The 19,701-nt window shown below is 46.2% G+C and carries 12 protein-coding genes and 1 pseudogene; 6 read left to right on the top strand and 7 right to left on the bottom strand.

Annotated features, from left to right (window positions below):
* Positions 1 to 14: 14 nt before the first annotated feature.
* The 3 genes from QUB68_RS06440 (at position 15) to QUB68_RS06430 (ending at position 2,269) form a co-directional block, all read left to right on the top strand.
* Positions 15 to 674 carry an ATP-dependent Clp protease proteolytic subunit gene (locus tag QUB68_RS06440; protein ID WP_332990495.1) on the top strand — a complete coding sequence of 220 codons (660 nt, stop codon included), beginning with the start codon at positions 15 to 17 and terminating at the stop codon, positions 672 to 674.
* Between the two features lie 244 nt (positions 675 to 918).
* Positions 919 to 1,512: an ATP-dependent Clp protease proteolytic subunit gene (locus QUB68_RS06435; RefSeq protein ID WP_332990493.1), complete on the top strand. Its 594-nt coding sequence runs from the start codon at positions 919 to 921 to the stop codon at positions 1,510 to 1,512.
* A gap of 130 nt (positions 1,513 to 1,642) precedes the next feature.
* The gene (locus QUB68_RS06430) at positions 1,643 to 2,269 is read left to right on the top strand and encodes a J domain-containing protein (RefSeq protein WP_332990490.1); all 627 of its coding nucleotides are present in this window, start codon (positions 1,643 to 1,645) and stop codon (positions 2,267 to 2,269) included.
* Between the two features lie 59 nt (positions 2,270 to 2,328).
* On the opposite strand, the gene QUB68_RS06425 is transcribed toward QUB68_RS06430, so the two are convergent.
* Together QUB68_RS06425 and QUB68_RS06420 are read right to left on the bottom strand one after the other, a co-directional pair.
* The gene (locus tag QUB68_RS06425) at positions 2,329 to 3,246 is read right to left on the bottom strand and encodes a serine/threonine protein kinase (protein ID WP_332990488.1); all 918 of its coding nucleotides are present in this window, start codon (positions 3,244 to 3,246) and stop codon (positions 2,329 to 2,331) included.
* 462 nt (positions 3,247 to 3,708) lie between these two features.
* Positions 3,709 to 4,439 (bottom strand): annotated as a pseudogene (locus QUB68_RS06420) (DUF7873 family protein).
* Positions 4,440 to 4,831: 392 nt separating this feature from the next.
* Between QUB68_RS06420 and QUB68_RS06410 the strand changes: the two are divergent.
* The gene (locus tag QUB68_RS06410) at positions 4,832 to 5,107 is read left to right on the top strand and encodes a hypothetical protein (RefSeq protein WP_332990485.1); all 276 of its coding nucleotides are present in this window, start codon (positions 4,832 to 4,834) and stop codon (positions 5,105 to 5,107) included.
* A gap of 3 nt (positions 5,108 to 5,110) precedes the next feature.
* On the opposite strand, the gene QUB68_RS06405 is transcribed toward QUB68_RS06410, so the two are convergent.
* The gene (locus QUB68_RS06405; protein ID WP_332990484.1) at positions 5,111 to 6,004 is read right to left on the bottom strand and encodes an EI24 domain-containing protein; all 894 of its coding nucleotides are present in this window, start codon (positions 6,002 to 6,004) and stop codon (positions 5,111 to 5,113) included.
* A gap of 68 nt (positions 6,005 to 6,072) precedes the next feature.
* Between QUB68_RS06405 and QUB68_RS06400 the strand changes: the two genes are divergently transcribed.
* Complete coding sequence (locus QUB68_RS06400; protein ID WP_332990482.1) at positions 6,073 to 6,864, top strand: 2-phosphosulfolactate phosphatase family protein; 792 nt, start codon at positions 6,073 to 6,075, stop codon at positions 6,862 to 6,864.
* Between the two features lie 241 nt (positions 6,865 to 7,105).
* Here QUB68_RS06400 and QUB68_RS06395 read toward each other — a convergent pair whose 3' ends face one another.
* Complete coding sequence (locus tag QUB68_RS06395) at positions 7,106 to 8,473, bottom strand: lipid-A-disaccharide synthase-related protein (RefSeq protein WP_332990481.1); 1,368 nt, start codon at positions 8,471 to 8,473, stop codon at positions 7,106 to 7,108.
* 390 nt (positions 8,474 to 8,863) lie between these two features.
* Between QUB68_RS06395 and QUB68_RS06390 the strand changes: the two genes are divergently transcribed.
* The gene (locus tag QUB68_RS06390) at positions 8,864 to 9,649 is read left to right on the top strand and encodes a GUN4 domain-containing protein (RefSeq protein WP_332990480.1); all 786 of its coding nucleotides are present in this window, start codon (positions 8,864 to 8,866) and stop codon (positions 9,647 to 9,649) included.
* 114 nt (positions 9,650 to 9,763) lie between these two features.
* On the opposite strand, the gene QUB68_RS06385 is transcribed toward QUB68_RS06390, so the two are convergent.
* The 3 genes from QUB68_RS06385 to QUB68_RS06375 all read right to left on the bottom strand — a co-directional run bounded on the left by QUB68_RS06385 (position 9,764) and on the right by QUB68_RS06375 (position 19,425).
* On the bottom strand, positions 9,764 to 14,959 hold the full coding sequence (locus QUB68_RS06385; RefSeq protein ID WP_332990479.1) for a PAS domain S-box protein: 5,196 nt from the start codon (positions 14,957 to 14,959) through the stop codon (positions 9,764 to 9,766).
* Positions 14,960 to 15,381: 422 nt separating this feature from the next.
* Positions 15,382 to 16,674 carry an ATP-binding protein gene (locus QUB68_RS06380; protein ID WP_332990477.1) on the bottom strand — a complete coding sequence of 431 codons (1,293 nt, stop codon included), beginning with the start codon at positions 16,672 to 16,674 and terminating at the stop codon, positions 15,382 to 15,384.
* Positions 16,675 to 17,106: 432 nt separating this feature from the next.
* Positions 17,107 to 19,425 (bottom strand): tetratricopeptide repeat protein, encoded by a 2,319-nt coding sequence (locus QUB68_RS06375; protein ID WP_332990475.1) that lies wholly within the window; start codon positions 19,423 to 19,425, stop codon positions 17,107 to 17,109.
* Positions 19,426 to 19,701: the final 276 nt, after the last annotated feature.

Raw genomic sequence — 19,701 nt, 5'->3', positions numbered from 1 at the left:
CAACATTTCGGTTTATGAACACACCAATAAAAGCTGTGCAATCGCAATACTACGGGGAAGGCAACTCTCGGACGCCGCCTCCCGATTTGCCATCCCTGTTGCTGAAGGAGCGGATCGTTTATCTGGGTATGCCTCTGGTACCTGCGGTAACAGAACTGATTATCGCTGAACTGTTGTTCTTGCAGTACGAAGACCCGGATAAGCCCATCAAAATCTATATCAACTCGACAGGCACTTCTGGTTATAGTGGCGAACCCGTTGGCTTTGAAACGGAAGCCTTCGCTATTTGCGACACGATTCGGTACATTAAGCCGCCCGTGCACACTATTTGCCTCGGTTCGGCAATGGGCATGGCTGCGATGCTGTTAGCGGCTGGTACAAAGGGCTTTCGGGCGAGTTTACCCCACGCTTCGATTGTGTTGCACCAACCCAAGGCTTACACGCGGGGTCAAGCCAGCGACATTCAAATTCGGGCTAAGGAAGTGCTGGCAAATAAAGCGACGATGCTTGATATTTTTGCAAGCTGTACTGGCCAACCGATCGACAAAATTACTAAAGATATGGATCGGTTGCTGTACATGACTCCCCAGGAAGCTAAAGAATACGGTTTGATCGATCGCGTTCTTGAAAGTTCGGAAGAATTGGCGAAAGCCCTTCCTGCGGCAGCTATCTAATTTGCGAATGGGTCATAGGGCATAGGGCATTGGGCATAGGGCATAGGGCAATGAAGATGAGTCGTAATTTAAGGGTTAATGGCTAGTAGTTTCTACCCTGATTAGTTATTCAATAGTCTTTTTATGACTAACAATTACCAATCCCCGATTCCCAATTACCAATGCCCGATGCCCAATGCCCGATGCCCAATGCCCGATGCCCAATGCCCGATCACCAATTACCAACTAAAAGGAGTTCCGAATTATGCCTATAGGTGTGCCAAAAGTTCCCTACAAAATGCCGGGGGGTTATGATACTCAGTGGATTAATATCTACGATCGCCTTTACCGGGAACGGATTATTTTCTTGGGTAAAGATATTGACGATGAAATTGCCAATCAAATCATCGCTGTGATGCTGTATCTGGATTCGGAAGATTCAGGCAAGGATATCATTTTGTACATCAATTCCCCTGGTGGGATGGTGTCGGCAGGCATGGCTATTTTTGATACCATGCAGCACATTAAATCGGACGTGGTGACGATTTGTGTGGGCTTGGCTGCTTCGATGGGTTCTTTCCTGCTGGCTGCCGGTACGAAGGGCAAACGCTTAGCTTTGCCTCACTCGCGGATCATGATTCACCAGCCTTCTGGGGGCGCGCGGGGACAAGCAACGGATATTCAGATTGAGGCGAAGGAGATTCTGCGCCTACGCCACCAACTCAACGGTATCTATGCTAAAAATACTGGGAAGCCGATCGAGAAAATCGAAAAAGACATGGATCGCGACTATTTCATGTCCGCCGAGGAAGCCAAAGAATACGGCTTGATCGACAGAGTGGTCGAAGATCGTCCGTAAGTGATTTTTTCGATTCAGTAGTGCGGCCAACCCTCGCACTACAACCTAGTTTGCAGTAAATTTTGGCAGAATCTTTGCATTTAAGGATTCTGCCATATTTAATGGTATTATCCACGCTCATTCATGCTAAATGGATATTGCAGATTATTACCGACAGTTAGGACTAAGGTCTGGTGCGAGTTTATCGCAAGTTAAGGCTTCTTACCGGCAGTTAGCCAGACAGTATCACCCCGATGTGAATCCGGGAAACGAACAGGCTAAGAATAAGTTTATTGCTATTACTGAGGCTTATAAGTTCCTGGTGAACACTGCCCGCCCGGATGTTGCGGAGTCGAAAGTTGCTAATTCGACTGTGGCGCCTACTTCGACACCGCCAGCGCAGGCGGTGAAAGCTCAACCGCAGACAGTTAAGGTGACTCGGAAACAGCAAGCCACGACGGATAGCCCGGAGCTGTCGGCGGCGGAAAAAAAGTTAAAACAAGATGCTTATTTTGAACTACAACAGTTACTGAAATATCAAAGGTTTCCCCGGGCGATCGCCCTAATTGAGGGTTTGGCCCAGCGGGTTCCCGAAGATCAGGAGGTGCGCCAGTGGCAGGCGATCGCCTATCAGCGCTGGGGACGGCATTTAATCGGGGAAAAGCAGGTTGATAAGGCGAGAATTTATTTGAAAAAGGCTGTGAAAACTGACCCTCACAATCGGGCTTTGTGGGCGGAAGTTGAGCGGGATTTTCGCAGGTTGGAACAGATTTATTGATTGGGCATTGGGCATTGGGCATTGGGCATTGGGCATTGGGCATTGAGGATTGGAAATTATTAGTTCGATTCTGTGGAGGTAATCAAAAGGTCTATATTTTTGAGTTTTTCTAAAATGACTTGGGTGTTTTTCGGTCTGTTTTCCGGTAGCGGTTCCATCAATTCGTCGATCGACTCTACGAAGGACTGGTCAACATCTAAAGCCTGGTTCCTCCAGTTAATCTTACCAGTTGTGGGATTGACGGGAAAGTCGATCGGCGCAATGCCTGTCAATAAATGTACAAAAGTACGCCCCAGGGCGAAAAAGTCCGATCGCACTTCAGCTTTACCTGCAACTTGTTCCGGCGCGCAATATCCCGCAGAACCTACGGGCGTTGTATCAATCCCTGCTTCTGTTGCGGCCCCAAAGTCAATTAATCGCAATCGGCCATCGGCTGCAAGCATCAGGTTGGATGGCTTAATATCCCGATGTACTAGATGATATTTGTGGATTTCCTGCAAAATATGGAGCATTTGTTGCAGCCAATCAACAGCTAGTGTTTGAGAAACTTGCTGGTTTTTAGTTAAGAATTCGGTCAAGTTTTCTCCGCTAATTTTTTCCATCACCAAACAACACAATTTCTGGGAGTTATTGGCGAGTTTAACCTGGAAATAACCGTCTGGTTCGACTTGGGGAACTCTGGCTTTTCCCGCTAGCCAAATTAACACTCGCGCTTCTTGCTGGAACAAACGAAGTAAATCGGGATTGTGGCTGTGTTTCAAGACTTTTAAAACTTTGACAGTTCCCCATTCGTTTTCCCCGGTTCCCAAATCTTCGACTTCCAAGATGTCTGTGGGGCGTGCGGGATTGGGCGATCGCACTGGTTTAAGGATGCGGTAGCGATCGGCAATTAGTAAAGCCGTGCCGCAAGCCTGACAATTTTGAGCAGCAGCAAGGTTTTCGCGTTGTTCGCATTGAGGATTAATGCAGTAAATCATCTGTCTTAATGCGTCATGGACTGACGGATTTAACGAATTGATTCAATTATTAGCATAAAACCCAGTAGTTCTGACCTTACTACTGGGTTTCTATTTACCGCCCATTTGCGCACGCTATCACATTTAAGTCAAGGATTTAAGATTAATAGCATCGCGCTCTACCGATTGAGCTACCCCTCATTGTTGGTTGAGGGGGCTGGATATGAGCCAGCAACCTCGATGATGTTATTGTTCCTGACATTCGTTTTAGCGATCGGCGGAGAATGCTGAGTTTAGAGTGATAACTTGCTATTGAATTTGTACGCAATGCTGCCTCTGCCAAATTGGGCTACCCTTCTCGGTTAGGTAGAAGGGACAGGAGTCGAACCTGTAATGTCACATTTGTACGGTTTAAGTTGAAGTTTTAGTTTGAGCTTGTACTCTGTTTATATCTTAAACCATAACTCTCAAAAAAGCAAGCAATTAGCGGAAAATAAATTGAAAAATTCGCTCTCCCACTTTCTGTTCCTCAACTTGCGAATTGTTAGCTTCTTCGCGGGCGAACATCACAGCTTGCTGCAAGATTTCCACCCTTTGCAGCAACTCGTTAATCCGCCGCGCTGGCAAAGATCCAGAAAACTTGACAGTGCGCCAGTAGCCGATCGTAATATCTTCGTAATAAACATCGACTTGAGCCGGATGGTGTTCGGTAGCTTCAGTTTTAACGTGATTGCGCGGAGTTTTAAAAGTCTTGAGAGTTTGCACCGGTTCTGTGGCCCAACAGTCGGCGGAAGCATCGAAGTTCCAAGTCTCGGAAGCATCCAAGACAGGAAGTTTTTTGATGAATGCTTGCAAGTCGGCTAATTGCTTTTCAATGAATAGCAAATAGCTGACGGGTACTTGGCTCAAAAGCACGTTTCCGTCTACGGTTACGTCGGCGCGGGCAGTACAATTTGTCCAGTCTTTGGTTGCGGTTACGTCGAAGAGTTTGGTCAAAACTTCTGTTGTTTTGCGGATAATTTCTTCGGCTTTGACTTCGACTTTTTTGATTCTGGCGGTAGTTGTTCGCCTTCTTCGTCTTTGGGGCGGTAAGTGCGGGAGATTCCAGAAAGCACGGCGGGCTTCTGGAGGGCTTTTTGGGCTTCTGCTAGTTCTTGGATCGATCGGCTTTTGATGCCTTTCTCGATCGCGATAATCTGATTTAAGCGTGCCATTGTTTGATGTTATTGATGCTGGACTGATATTAAGTCCGGTTAATACGGATCATCAAATTGTTTGTCGTGCGGCTTTTAGTGCCATTGGACTGAAGTCATCACTACAAACCGACTTTGTGTAGCATGGCATACTTCAGAATAAATGACAAGCTTTTGCCTGCGGCTTATGCCAAGAGATCGCCCTTCTGGGCAAATTGTAGCAAAGTTTACTTATTTTTCACGCTCAGACTACCTCTTTAGATAGATGCGAGAATACCTCTTGCGACAATGGCAACATAAGTAAATATTTCTTAACATATAGAGAACAAAGGGAATCCGAGGAGACACCAAAAATCCTTAAGCCCTTGGGGTGCCCCGGTTAATCAGATTCTTCGCCAACAAGGGCAAAATCAATGAACAATCAGCAAAAATCCGAAGTTTCAACATTTTTGTCAATGCTTCAAAAAGGCATTTGGCTGTTTGGGATTCTCTCTTGGATATTCGGGCTGACAGATAGAAGCATTGCACTATTGTCTGACGGATATTTGTCCGCGATCGATATTGTCCAGCTATTTACAGCTTCATTCTTTTTCGTTAGTTGGCTGTTTTTAAGCCCGTTTCTGAGTTTTAACTCCCAGAGTCAGCCGCAGGTAGAAGGCATTCGGCAGAAAGTAGAAGCATCTCCCTAGTTTTTAAGTTGTAATGTTAGTTTCTGGAGTGCTGTTTGTTTCTTGTGGTGCAAAGCGGGCCGGCCAAATGCGATCGCAAAAAAACAAAGTTCCCGCCGTCACACACAGCGGAATCGCCAACAGATTCAACAGGGGAATACTCACCAAACCCAAACAAACTAAACCAAAACTCCCGCTGGCCGGCAAACTCGCCCGAATTAGCTCAAACTTCTCCTGAAAAGGCAGCTTCCGCCGCTCCAAAGGTGCATTTAAAAAGTCCAAACAGACAATAGTCGCGCCTAAAGCAACGCCACCCAAACTGCTCAGAATAGGGCCGAAGCCAGGGAGAAAATTTAGCAGCAGCAGCGGTAAGCCGATGCTGAACAAAATTTGTAGTTTTCGCAGTTCAAAGGCGATCGCCATTTGAATATCCCGAAAACTACTCGCCAAGTTCATTGGTGCTTCTGCGGGCAATTGACCGTTCCGCAGAAGTTCCAATTGTTCGGAAAGTTTGCCGTACCAGGGCGAACCTAAAATCACCCCAAACTGCACTAACAAAAATCCGATTATTAGCAAAAGTCCTGAGACTAAAAGTACGCGCAGCAGCCAGCCGAAAGCAATTGTCAACCCGCCGAGAAAGCTCAGCCAAGCTGGAAAACTCGCAATTAAAGCATTAAATCGCACGGACAAATCTGCTACTAAAACGTCTATGCCTGCTAAACTGGGAAATAGCAAGCTTAAATAAAGACCGATGCCAATTAGAAAATTTAGCACGACGGGAACTAATACATAAGTCCACAGCTTGGGAGTTTGCCAAATCAGCGTGAAAGCTCGCAAAGGATAGGTGAAACCTGCTAGGAGTCCAATTGGTGCGGTGATGGCGGCGCGGGCGGGATTTGAATTTAGCTGTTTTGACATATTAGGGGTGAGAGTGTCACTTTCTATTATTATTGCGTATGAGGATTTATTGCAGGGAGCAGCGGAAAGTGAAGCTTTTTATTTACCATACCCCGGAACTTACGCCAGCGGACAAAATGCCGGCTTGCGCGATCGCAGTTGACGTGCTGCGGGCGACTACGACAATGGCGACGGCCCTGAATAATGGGGCGGAAGCCGTGCAAGTTTTCAGCGACTTAGAGAAGCTGATGGCCGAGAGCGAAAAATGGCCGGCAGACAAGCGGATTCGGGCAGGAGAGCGCGGCGGCGCCAAAGTTGACGGTTTTGAGATGGGGAATTCCCCGCTGGACTGCGCGCCAGAAAAGGTGAGTGGGAAGCGAATTTTTATCAGCACAACTAACGGTACTCGGGCTTTGGCGCGAGTGCAAGCTGCTGCAACTGTGTTGACGGCTGCTTTGATTAACCGCAAATCTGTGGTGCAGTTTTTGTTGAGCAAAAAGCCGGAAAGTATTTGGATTGTGGGTTCTGGTTGGGAAGGGAGTTATTCGTTGGAGGATACGGTGTGTGCTGGTGCGATCGCCCAAAGTCTGTTAGCAGAAAGCGGTATTCCGGCGATCGATTTTGCTGGTAACGATGAAGTGTTTGGGGCGATCGCTCTTTATTTGCACTGGCAAGATCGGCTGCATGAATTGTTGGAAAAAGCCAGTCACGGCCAGCGCCTCCTCGGTTTGGGCGTGATTGAAGATTTAAAATATTGCGCGCAATTGGATACTTTAGATGTGCTTCCTATGCAGCGAGAACCGGGCGTTTTGGTGAAGTCTGATTTTAAAATTCCTGAGGGTAATTTCTGGGTTCCATCCTCGGAAAAAACGGCGACTTAAAATTGTCTGCAAGTGCAGTATTGGTAAGGTTCGCTTTTATAGTAGCCTACTCTAACAACCAGGATAAAATAGGTTTGATCGTTCGGACTTCAGTCCGCATTCCCAATCAGAGGACTGAAGTCCGAACGATCAAACAACGAAAGTTAGTAGTTAACTAACAAGAATTTTTTTAAAGAAAGCAGAATTTAAAATAATTGGGTAGGAACACAACACTGTTGCGTCATTAATGTATTGCAGACAATTAAGAATTGCTGGATTCACCGCCGAACCGCTGAATTAAACACTCGGCTATTCTGGCTGCTGCACCGCTTTGTCCCAGGCGGCGCCAGCCATTTTCAGCGATTAGCTGCAACCTGTCGGGATCGCGGAGCAAAGACTGCACGGCGCCGGCAACTTCGGCAGGATGTTTGACTAAAATTAAGGACGGGCCTAAGAGGCGACTTTGAGCTTCGGCAAAAGCGGGAGTAAATTGGGGGCCGTTTCCGGGAATGGCGATCGCGGGTTTTCCTAAACCGACAAATTGTTCTGTAGCTGTTCCGGCCATTGCTACTGCTAAATCGGCTTCGGACAAACAATCGTTAAAGCTTTGCTGGGTTAAAATCATTGTGGCGTTTCTCTGCACAAAGGTCAATGGCAATAGCAAATTAGGAGATGCTTTTTGAATTTCTTGAGCGCTAGAAACAGGAAGTCGCAAAATACTTCCTTCTCGCCGCTGCGTTCTAGTGTCGCCTTCTTGGCGCCAGCCGAAAAATTCTAAAATAGGTCGCAAAGATTCTAAGTTTAATTCGGGAGAAATCGCTCCGAAAAATAACAGTTTGCGATCGGCAAACAGCGACAGAATTCCGGCGACAGCCTCTACTATTAGCTGCCAATTAGCATAGGCTTCCGGCGCTCTAGAACCTGGCAGTAAGGTGATAACGAGCGATCGCGACCTTTCCCGAAACTCTGCATCAGGGCCGTAAAAACTGGCGGGGTTTTCCGGTTCGAGTCCGTCCATCATCGGATTTCCGAGATTGTAAGCGGGAATTCCCAGCTTTTCTAAAGTCTCGGCGGTCAGCGTGTCCCTGACAAAAACGGCTCTACAGAGCTTTCTCGTCATCAACCAGCGCTCCCAAGGCAAATAAACTGATCGCGACCAACTCCCCCAACCCCACGGGCTGGATTGGCTCGCCAGAGGCCCCTCCTCGTCCCGCAAATAATACTCGGACTTGGCGGTGCCGACAAAGGCATAGGGCGCGCCGCTCAGCCAAGCAAACAGCAGCGGTACGATATCGCCGCAGGCTAGGATAACGCCGTCTTGATTCCCAGACTTTTTTTGCGATCGCACCCAAGCGCGGATGGCTTTAAACTGAGCTACGGTCAACTGAAGCAGGCCGCCTTTGACATCGCGCAAAAACTCCCTTCCGTCCATGTAGATAAAGCCGCCCGAAGGCATCCGCTGCACCGGGCCGATGATGCGGGCGTTTTCTAGTTGAGCGAAAGCTTGCCCTTCGCCGACTAGCGGAAACACGGCTAATTCTGGGGGATGCGGGTGTTGTTGCAGTTCCCGCAAGATGCGAAGGGCGATCGCATCTTCTCCGTGGCCGTTACTGAGGCAAAGTATTTTCAATCCCAAATCTCTCAAAAACTCTATTGTCAACAAATAACCAGAAAACCCTGGGACTTCAGTCTAGGGTGAAAGGCTACTTCACGCTTTAGTTTACCAGAAATTTCTAGTTTGAAATAGTACAAAACACGCTAAGATTGACCCAGAGCAGACGCTAATCAAAATCTATTTAGCAACGGCCTTAGCGGTGTGATTGTTAAAGATTTACAACATCCGCTGCGGTTTCGAGTTGGACGGTGCTAAATTGAGATTGCCCGTAAAAAATATTGTTTCATCAGGCGAGTTGCAACGGCACATACTGTTAGAAAGGACGGGTATAGCAATCCTAAATCATTATCCTTACCGCGAACATAAATGTGATTTCCCCAAAATCCATCTGTAGGGACACTCAAGATGCCGTGTCCGGGAGACGGCTTGGCCTTAGTCCCTACAGAAAATCATTTAGGATTGCTATATAAGGGATGGGAACGAAATAACGAAATACTGAAAAATATGGCAAAGAATAACAGACCAGCTTTGATCCTAACTTTCTTCGTCGTTTTGGGGCTATTTAGCCTGACTGGAGCAGTAGTTTGGCTGGGTCTGAAAATGCAATCAAATGACCCAGCAGCTTCTGTAGCGCCGGTTTCTTCCGCCAGTGCGCCAAGTGCAGAAATACCCCAGCAATCGGGTGATGTGGCGCAACAATTAAATCAAGTTCCGCTAGAGAGCGATCGCGGTGTAGACTATCGGAAGCTGCGCGAGAATTTGCTCCAGAAAAACTGGAGAGGGGCCGATCGCGAAACCTACGAACGCTTGCTAGATGCAGCGGGGCCGAAAGCCCAAGCGGTGGGGATGACTCCTCAAGCAGAAATGGATTTGCTGCCTTGTAAAGATTTGCAAACGGTCGATCGGCTGTGGAGTAGCGCCAGCAACGGCTTATTTGGCTTTACAGCTCAGCAGGGCGTGCTCAGAGCTCTCGGGGATTACCGCAAAATGTACGATGAGGTGGGATGGCAAAGTCGATCGGGCGAATGGGCGATCGAATGGACTTACAACCCGCAAATCAAACGCATGGATTACAAACCCGGAAAAGAACCAAACTTTACCAAACCTCCAGCCGGACATTTCCCTACAGTTGAACGAGGCTATAACTTTGATTCTTCCCTAGACGGTGCGCTGAAAAGATGCAAATTCTGAGCGGTTAAAATAACTTATTCAGGCTTGTAGTGAGGACTTTAGTCCTCTGAATATAAGGACTAAAGTCCTCACTACAAACCAATCTTATTACGATCGTCCTCTTCTAACAAGATATTACTTCCCCTCGATATATTGTTTTAAAATATTCCGAATTTGTTTGAGCTGAAATCTCTTAGCAAGTTGGCGCAGCTTCGCAGCAAACGGCACTAACTTTGGTTCCAAACTTTCCAGCTTAGCACTCTCCTCAAAAATTTCTTCAATGTCGCCCATAGCCGCAAGTTTCAAAATTTTTGCTACCGACTCAGCAGCCGCAGGTAACAGAGCAGAATAAGCAGGCAAATTAGATGCAGGTGACAAACTGGGAGTTTTGCAGTTTTTACTTTCGGCAGATTCCTCGTAAATCCATTCTAGTCCTAAATGCACGCGCAACTGTTCCAAAAAGTGATTGACTTCGATCGGCTTGGGAAGAAAATCGTTGCACCCTGCGAGGATACTCTCTTGCTGCGTAGCCTCGAAAACGCTAGCTGACAGAGCGATTAACACGACATCTTTTAATTCCGGCAACTGCCGCAGTCTCCTTGCAGTTTCTAAGCCATCCATTACAGGCATCCGCAAGTCCATTAAAATCACATCCGGTAAAAATTGAACTGCTTTGTAGAGGCATTCTTGACCGTTTTGTGCCTCGGCAATTTCAAATCCCAAACGCCCCAGCAGCCTGCACAACAAATCGCGATTTAGTTGATTGTCGTCCACGATTAGCACTTTCCGCTTGTTGCCGACAAAACCGACAAGCCAGCGTTTGTCCCGCAAAGGAGACACCTCTAAGTACCGTTTGGCTGCGGGCAATTCTAGATCCAGCCAGAAAGTGCTGCCTTTTCCAAAAGTGCTGTTGACGCGAATTTCGCTGCCCATCAATTTGGCTAATTTCTGGCTGATCGAGAGTCCGAGACCAGTACCTTCAACAAATGTATTGCCTCCTACTTGGTGGAAGGGCAAAAATATGTCTTCTAACTTGCTTTTATCTATTCCTGTGCCGGTATCCTCGACTTGAAAGCGGATTTTCAAAGCGTGTTTGGCTGCGCTCGCATTGTGGGCGAAGCGCAGATAATTTTCTTTTAGTTCCGAACTCAAAATCGCGAATTCATAATTTTCTCCTTGTCCTCGACTCCAGGCCCCTGTGCCTACATAACCGACTTTGAAAGTTACTCCGCCACTGTTAGTAAATTTAACGGCATTGCTGAGTAAATTTATGAGGATTTGGCGCAATCTTTTTTGATCGACATGGACGCAGGTTGGCAGGGGAGATACTTGTTCGTAATTGAAGGAAATTCCTTTTTGAGAGGCCCGCATCTGAAAGAGGTCGGCAATGTTTTTTGTGAAATTTAGAAAATTCAACTCTTCTGGGTAGAGTTCCATTTTTCTAGCTTCGATTTTGGAAAGGTCTAAAACATCGTCGATTAACATCAGCAGGTGTTGACCGCACTGTTGAATGTTGCTGAGACTTTCTTGGTGATCTGAGCTTAAGTATTTGTCGGTTTTGATGATTTGAGCGTAGCCTAAAACGCCGTTTAAAGGCGTGCGCAGTTCGTGGCTCATGTTGGCGAGAAATTCGCTTTTGGCGCGGTTGGCGGTTTCTGCGACTTCTTTGGCTTGTTGGAGGGCGGTTTCTGCAAGTTTTCGATCGGCAATTTCGGTTTGTGCTTGTTGAAATAGCGTCGATTGCTGGATCGCGATCGCCAATTGGACGCACAATTGTCGGAGGGATTCTATTTCTGAGGAATCCCAGGAACGGGGGCCGCTGCAATCGTGGGCGATCAGCAGTCCCCAGAGCTGACTTTCTGCGAGCGGTTGGGTCTGGGAAATACTTTCTCGTGCTTTTAAAATCGGTACTACTAAGTTAGCTTTAACTTCTAATTGTTCGAGAAATTTAATGTAGCATTCGCTCAGCCCTTCACAGTAAATATCTTCGATAGCTCGAATACAGCCTTGCTGGTATATCTCCACAAATTTCTCTTGAAAACAGGGATCGAAATTGTTAAAATTTCGCAGCGAACTTCGATTTTTTGCCACTGATTCCACAACTACCTGGCCGCTCCAGTCGGGATTAAAGCGGTAAATAACTGTGCGGTCTGTTTGCAAAAATTGCCGCACTTGTTCGACAGCAGTTGTCAGGACTTCTTCTAAATTGAGGGAGGAGCGAATGCGATCGAGCATGGCAACTACCAGCCGTTCTCGCCTTAATTGGTGCAGCAGCGCCATCTCGGCTTGTTTGCGATCGGTAATGTCAGTAATTACTCCCACTAATCCGATTAAATTGCCAGTTTCATCTTTAATGCAGTCGGCGCGAAATAAGGTTGTTACCAGTTCGTTGCTTTTAGTTTGGATTTTAAGTTCGCCTTGCCAAGATTTGCCTTTACGGATGGTTTTAAACATTTCTAGCAGCACTTGAGTTTGCGGGTAAATTGCCGTTGCTCCGCCTGCTGCGTTCAGTTCTTCTGCTGTGTAGCCGTACCGCTGAATAAACGCTTGATTGTGGTAGATCGATCGCCCTGTCAAGTCAGCAATGCCGATCGCGTCGCTGGTGCTTTCGACGGCTTGAGTCACCCGCAGCAAATCTAATTCTGCTTGTTTGCGATCGCTAATATCAGTAATACTGCCGATATAGCCTTTAATTTCCTGCTTGTCTCCGATTTCGGCGATCGCCTGACCGATCGCCCAAATTATCCGACCGTCTGGACGCTGAAAGCGATATTCTGATTTAAAAGGAATTTTCTCAATAATTGCCCGATACCATTCATTTTTTACCCGATCCGCATCATCGGGATGTATGGCATTCAGCCAGCCTGTTTCTGCTGCTAATTCTGCGTTTAATCCCGTGATTTCGCTCCACCGCTGATTCACATAAAAGCAATTGCCAAACGCATCGCTGTGAAATATGCAAACCGGCGATGCTTCTGCCAAAGTTTGATAGCGGCGCTGACTCAATTGCAGTGCAGATTCTGCTTGTTTTCTTTTGGTGATATCGCGGACGATCGAAATTATTTCGCCGCCTGCAAGCATTGTCAGCGACAATTCTTGAGGGAACCTAGTACCATCGTGGCGCTGACCGATCGATTCTGTATTGCAGTACCCTTTTTGCTGGAGCAGCGGCATTATTTCTAGTTCAAAATATTGAATTTCTACTGGGCTGTAGAGCATTTTCCATTTCTGACCGTGCAGTTCTATAGCGCTAGCCAAGCCGTACATTTTGAGATAAGCGTCGTTTGAATAAATACATTCTTTACTAGCGTTAAAAATGGCGATGCCGTCATAAGCAGCGGCCATTGCTACTGCTTGCCGCTGAAGTTTGGACTCTGCTTGTTTGCGAGAAGTAATGTCGTGACCGACTGAGTAGATTAAACCTTCTTCGCTAAATGGCGATGCCGTCCACAGCAGGCATTTGTAAGAACCGTCTTTGCAGATATAGCGGTTTTCAAAGCAGATACTGGAGATACCGGCGATTAGTTTTGCCCCTTCGGCTGCGGTGGCTTCTCGATCGTCTGGATGAACAAATTCGAGCATCGGCTTGGCAAAAAGTTCGGCGCTGCTGTAGCCCAGGGCCGTTGACCAAGCCGGGTTTAAACGTTTAAAATAGCCGTCGAAACCGACAATGCAAAGCAAGTCTAAGGAAATCGTAAAAAAGCGATCGCGCTCTGTTTGTGCCTGCTTCAACTCAGTGATATCCATCACTAAACCGTCCCAGAGAATATCGCCTTCGCTTCCAGATTTGCTTTGATCGTTCAGCCTTTCCGGTCTCGACGCTCCTTGCAGCCACTTAACTTTTCCTGATGGCACAATATGCCGCCACTGCTGCTGCCAAGGTTCCAGGGTAGCGGCGGAAACTTCTATAGATGCTTCAAAATCTAAACGATCGTCGGCGTGAATGTCGTTGAAAATCAGTTCGGGATTTTGCTCTATTGCTTCTGCCTCTAATTCGTAAAGTTCGCGACTGCCTGAAGAGACGTAGGGGAAAGATCTTTTTCCAGTTGCTGAGATGCGGAATTGATAAATTATTCCCGGCAGGTTAGCCACCAGTTTTTGAAATCGAGCTTCGCTTTGTTCCAGGGCTCTTTGCTGCCGTCTATATTCGGTAAAATCTCTAATTGTGCCAACTATTACTTTACTGCCGTCGGCTTTTTGAAAGACGCTTTTCTTGGTAGAAATGATGCGTTCTTTCCCGGCGGTGTCTGTGAATTTTTCTTCGTTTTCCAAGCAGATATCCCTGGTAAATACTTGTTCATCTTTTGTCCAAAAAAGATCAGCTTCTGATTTGGGGAAAAAGTCATAATCTGATTTGCCGATTAGTTCTTGCCGCGATTTGCCGAGCAACTGACAAAAAGCATCATTTAATATCATCCAGCGGTGCTGCTCGTCTTTGACAAAAATTGGATCGGGATTGGCATTTATGGTGTGGTTTAAAAATTCTTCTGACGCTTTCAGTTTGGCTTCGTAGCGGTAGCGATCGCTCACGTCCAGCACTACTTCAATTATCCGGTCAATCGACCCGTCTCGGCCGCGGATGCAGCGCAGTGAAACTCGCGTGTGAACTATTTCGCCGTTTTTTCTGAACCATCTTTTGTCTGAGATGTAACCGTCACTCGTACCTGCTAAAATCTGAGACAATTCTTCTATGTTAGTGCTAAAATCCTCTGGATGAGTCAACTCCAGCCAATGCTTTTGTACGAGTTCGTCGCGCTCGTAGCCCAGCAAATTGCACAGCGCATCGTTTACTTCTATCCAATTGCAATTTTCAGCAATTGCGGGGTGAATAATTGGAGCGACGACGGCAATTCCGATCAGGGAATTTTCCACCACCGAGCGATATTTTTCTTCGCTTTTTCGCAAAGCATCTTGACTGTTCTGGCGTTCTATGGCGTAACGGAGCGATCGAATTAACAGTTCGCCATCGATTTTTCTTTTGACTAAATAATCTTGTACGCCGACGGAAATCAACCGCAGGGCAAGCTCTTCGTCGTTTTGGGCGGTCAAAACTACGATCGGCACATTTACCCCATACTCCTGTACCCGAGCCACCGTCTCGATGCCCAGACTGTCTGGCAGTGAAAGGTCTAATAAAATGATATCAAAAGTTTCTTGATTCAATCGCTGCTGTGCTTCGCTGAGGCGCTCTACTTTCGTCAGCAATATACGCTGCTGCCCGCTAATTCCTGACAGCAAATCTTCAATAAGCTCAGCTTCCTGAGGGTTGTCTTCTACTAACAGAACTTTAAAGAAGGTAGGAGGCAAAGCTAAGTTAAAAACTGCTTTCATAATATTTATTTATCAAAACTTGTGTCAAGCTAACTTGGATTTTATCTTTGATTGCCGGGGCAGTTATTGAATTGCACCTACACATCGGCGGTCAGATTGCGGTGTGAGCGATCGCTACAAAAAGTGTGTTTAAGACTTATAATTATATCACGCTCTGACTCGACTGTCAACGCAAAACATTTTTTATTCTAACTGGCAATTTAACTTCTACCTTCTAGCTTCTGCCTGAAAGTATAGGATTTAATTCAGCTTCCCCTGCCTTCTAGCTTCTACATATAGCAACCGCCACATCGGTGAGGACATAAATAACTTCATGAATAGAGCTGATACCGTACTGCATCAATGGTTTGATTCGGGTTATGCAACTGTCAACAGTCCACTGTCAACTGTCAACTGCTATAAGTGCCTGCATGATGTCTCGATTAAGGGAGAGTAAAGTGAAAAGTTGAACCTTGACCCGGTTCCGACTCCACCCAAATAGATCCGCCGTGACGTTCCACAATTTTTTGACAAATTGCTAAACCAATACCAGTCCCAGAATATTCTCTTTGAGTGTGCAAGCGCTGGAAAATTTGAAAGATGCGTTCTTGATGCTGCGAAGCTATCCCAATGCCATTATCCGAAACCGAAAATAACCAGTTTTCCTCCTGTTGGCAAGCGGTAATATGAACCTGCGGCGGTGCATCATGGCGATATTTAATTGCATTGCCGATTAAATTTTGAAAGAGCTGTGCGAATTGAGAACTATCCCCCATTACCGCTGGTAATTCGGTGTAAGTAACAACTGCTTGAGTGTCGCGGATCGCCCCTTGCAGGTTGACGATTGCTTGCTGGACTGCGTGATTGCAATCTGTCATTTGAAAAGGTTTCCCACTCCGACCAACTCGCGAATATTCGAGCAAATCGTCAATTAAAATTTGCATTCTCGTGCAGCCCTGAACAATATTGCCAATAAACTTAATAGCTTGGCTGTCGAGTTGGTCTTTGTAGCGTTTTTCTAAAAGTTGAGCGTAGCTAGCAATGGTTGCTAAAGGCGCTTGCAAATCGTGAGAAGCCACATAAGCAAATTGTTCTAGTTCTGCATTTGAACGCGCCAATTCTTGGTTAGATTTTAAGAGAGCAGATTCGGCGCGCTGGCGGTTCGATATCTCTTGTTGGAGGAGCAAATTTTGCTCTTGCAGGGCTTTTTCAACGGCGCGGCGGGTGCTGATTTCTTCTTGCAGGATTTGGTTTTTTTCCTGAAGGGTTTTTTCAACGGCTAAGCGGTTGATGATTTCTTCTTGAAGCAGCACATTTTGTTCTTTTAGCTGCTTTTGTAAATTCCGCAGCGTCAGGTGACTTTCGATGCGGGCGAGCACTTCTTCAAACTGAAATGGTTTGCTGATGTAGTCAACTGCTCCCACAGCAAAGGCGTTTACTTTGTCGAATACTTCATCTTTAGCGCTGATAAAAATTACCGGAATTTCGCGAGTTTTAGGTTCTGATTTCAGGTGCTGACACACCTCGTAACCGTTCATTTCCGGCATCATGATGTCGAGCAAAATCAAATCCGGCGGATTAGAATTGCAGGCTCTCAAAGCCATTTGCCCGTTAATCACGCAGCGCGGCGCGTATCCCCGATGAGTCAACATCGTAGATAACAGGCGCAGGTTTTCGGGCGTATCGTCTACTACTAAAATGTTTCCTAATGGTGTCATTGGTTGTTGATTGTTCATTAGATTATTTTCCCAAATATAAAGGAAGTTCGGCAACGAGCAATGTACGGGATTTAACGGATGCAATAAGGCTTAGTTATTTAGGAGAGAAGTCAGAAGCAATAAAGCAAGGTTTTCGGTAATTAAGCAATTCCTAACCGTCTGATACGGTTGCTATCTTTTATTTCTGAATTACAGAAAAGAGGTGGTTCATAGTAGGAATATTGGGGAGATAGAACTATAAATATGCTCACAAACAGGGTTTGTAACCATTTGTTTGTCCACAACTTTTGTTATTATTCGTTTACCATAAAGAATTGGTTTCAAGCCGGAACCCTTGTAGGAATAAATTAAAAGAAGACTATTCATTACTCCAATGCTCTTCCTTCCAGGTAGAGGTCGCCCTCAAGCAGTCAACTGTCAACTGTCAACTGTCAACTGAATGAACAATCCTTAAACCCCCAGCAGTAGAGTCAGAGCGTTATTGTACCAAGTCAATCCTTTATCTAAAACCTTAAATCCAGCTACTTTGCACATAGATTCTAAAGCAGAAGCTGTAGGCAGCCACCACCAAGGCCCAAAGTTGTCGATCTCAAAAACTGCTTTCTCAATTACTCCCAGAATTGGTGTGCCGTAGGTGTACTGCTGCCAGTAAGCTGTTAAGATAGCTCGTTCTGCTTCGTTCAAAGCGGGAAGGAAGATTACCCCAGAAGCTGGAATTTCGTAGCGTCCCCGCTCGTTTTCTATAAGTTCTTGGGTAATAGCTGAAGTTAAGATTAAATACTCCCCAGTTATTTGACGCAAGCCGGTTAAAATTTGCAAAGGATGGGGGTGATGGTACAAAACTCCTGCACAATGAACTACATCGTAAGGCTGGCCAATTTCTGCAAGCTGAATCTGAGTTATATCTCGACTGATACAATTATAATTAGCAATATTTAAACTTGCCATGCGATCGCGAAAATCTTGCCAAATCTGTGTGGATGCGGGCGTGACATCAATCATTGTCAGAGAAACTGCACCGTATTTGCTGGCTACAGATACTTTTTCGTTGACTGTTCCCCACAAGCCGCCGACTTCTGCAAAAGTGTGATTTTTGACGACTCGGGCAATGTAGCGATCGCGAATATCGTCAGTCTCGAACTCTGATAGTATAGTGCGATCGCCCGACAAGTGCTTTTTCTCCACAACTTCCGCCAATTTCCCAGATATTGCTGCATCTTCTGGCCGAATTTCTAACGCCATCAAGTACAAAACAGTCGCTTCATCCAGCCGATCGCACTCAGCAAACTTTTGGGCAATTTCGCAGTAAAATTCAGGAGCGTGCAGCGGCTGCAATTCGTGGTGATAGTAACTGGTGGCGGCGTCTAAACCTCTCGGAGTTCTTTTGATCAGAGCATCGCCTAACTTGGCGTAAATCTGCGGGAGAGCGGGTTCGATTTGCAGGGCGCAAAGGTAAGCAGAAACAGCCTCGTTCCACTCGTGCATCTGGATCAAAGCATCGCCTAAATTGTAATAAGACCAAGAAAGATGGGGGTTGAGTTCAATAGCACGCTGATAAGCGGTAGCTGCTGCTTTCCACTGCTGGGTTTTTAACAGCGGTTCTCCTAAATTGTGGTAAGTCCAAGAAAAATCTGGATTGAGTTCGATAGCCCGCTGGTAGGCGAAGGTTGCTGCCAACCAATCCTGGAGTTTAGCTAAAGTTAACGCTAAATTATAATGAGACCAAAAGAATTCGGAATTAAGGGCGATCGCCCGCTGGTAGGCTACGGCAGCTTCCGACCATTTTTCTAATTGAAAAAGCGCATCTCCAAACTTGTGACAAGAACCCGAAAAATTTGGGTCTAAGTCAACAGCGCGCTGGTATGCTGCGGCGGATTCCGACCATTTTTCTAATTTGCCATAAGCTTCGCCGAGGCTGTAATAAGACCACGAAAAGTCTGGGTTAATTTCTACAGCCGTGCGGTAGATAATGACAGCTTCTTGCCATTGCTCCAACTTCAGTAGAACTGCGCCTAAATTGGAATAAGACCAAAAAGAATTTGGATTCAATTCAATACTTTCGCGGTAGGCTGTTTCAGCTTCGCTCCATAGTCCCTTGGCTTGTAAAACATTGCCTAATTTGTAATGAAACTCGGAAATATCCGGCTGAAGTTTGATAGCTTTGCGGTAGTTAATAATAGCTTCGTCCCACTGTTTTAGCTCGGTAGCAGCTTCTGCAATTTTGCAGTAAGCTTCGCAAAAACTGGAGTTTAAATAAATCGTGCGGTGGTAACAAACTAGCGCTTTGTCTGGCTTTTTTTGCGCCAATAAATTATTTCCCAAGTCGAGATATTCTTCGGCTATTTCTGTCGGTTCGATCATGAGTGCTTGATACCAACAGTCTGCTGCTTCCTCAGCTTGACCGACTTCTGTAAATATTCGGCTCAAATTGCGGTAAAATCCTGCAAAGTCGGGTTGCAGGGCGATCGCTTTTTGGTAACAGGCGATCGCCTCTTGCCACTGTTGCAGGGTAGCGCAGAGTGTGCCGAGGTTGGCAAAAGCTTCGGCAAAATCGGGTTTATGGGCGATCGCAACTTTATACCAATACCGAGCGTCTTCTAGCTTACCCTGAGCTTGCAGCGCCTTTCCTAGGGTTTTGCAAGTCTCGGCGGAATCGGGGTGCGATGCCAAAAAATCGGTGCCAAGGGCGATCGCCTCATCCAACTTTCCGGCGGATAAATATAATTGGGCCTGTTTCTGTAAATCAACCGCTGCTGTTTCTGAATTCACTGCTTGCGTTCCTGTTTAGTAATAATTGCTTGTATAATTGTAGGGCAAAACTTGTCTAATTTCCAACTCATGCACAGACATCTCCCTACCTGTAAATACCGGATAACCTGCATGACATTTGTGCGATCGAAATTCAAGTTAACTTGCACAGAAGTTAAGGGAAAACCAATTTCGATTAAACTAAGATAGCAACAGGTTAAGTAAATTTCCCCAATAAAACGCCAAATACGGCTCGCGCTCAAGTTTGCTGTATATGTCTTCTTCCTTCTTCCTTCT

The organism is Microcoleus sp. A006_D1, from assembly GCF_036702805.1.
Classification (GTDB): domain Bacteria; phylum Cyanobacteriota; class Cyanobacteriia; order Cyanobacteriales; family Microcoleaceae; genus Microcoleus.
The sequence above is the reverse complement of the archived record's forward strand: the minus strand, read 5'-3'. Positions and strand labels throughout refer to the sequence as shown.

Bases quoted from the DNA above. Each gene is read 5' to 3' on its own strand.
- QUB68_RS06390 (WP_332990480.1), top strand. From the start codon at position 8,864: ATGCCGTGTCCGGGAGACGGCTTGGCCTTAGTCCCTACAGAAAATCAT.
- QUB68_RS06380 (WP_332990477.1), bottom strand. From the start codon at position 16,674: ATGAACAATCAACAACCAATGACACCATTAGGAAACATTTTAGTAGTA.
- QUB68_RS06430 (WP_332990490.1), top strand. From the start codon at position 1,643: ATGGATATTGCAGATTATTACCGACAGTTAGGACTAAGGTCTGGTGCG.
- QUB68_RS06405 (WP_332990484.1), bottom strand. From the start codon at position 6,004: ATGTCAAAACAGCTAAATTCAAATCCCGCCCGCGCCGCCATCACCGCA.
- QUB68_RS06425 (WP_332990488.1), bottom strand. From the start codon at position 3,246: ATGATTTACTGCATTAATCCTCAATGCGAACAACGCGAAAACCTTGCT.
- QUB68_RS06435 (WP_332990493.1), top strand. From the start codon at position 919: ATGCCTATAGGTGTGCCAAAAGTTCCCTACAAAATGCCGGGGGGTTAT.
- QUB68_RS06385 (WP_332990479.1), bottom strand. From the start codon at position 14,959: ATGAAAGCAGTTTTTAACTTAGCTTTGCCTCCTACCTTCTTTAAAGTT.
- QUB68_RS06410 (WP_332990485.1), top strand. From the start codon at position 4,832: ATGAACAATCAGCAAAAATCCGAAGTTTCAACATTTTTGTCAATGCTT.
- QUB68_RS06440 (WP_332990495.1), top strand. From the start codon at position 15: ATGAACACACCAATAAAAGCTGTGCAATCGCAATACTACGGGGAAGGC.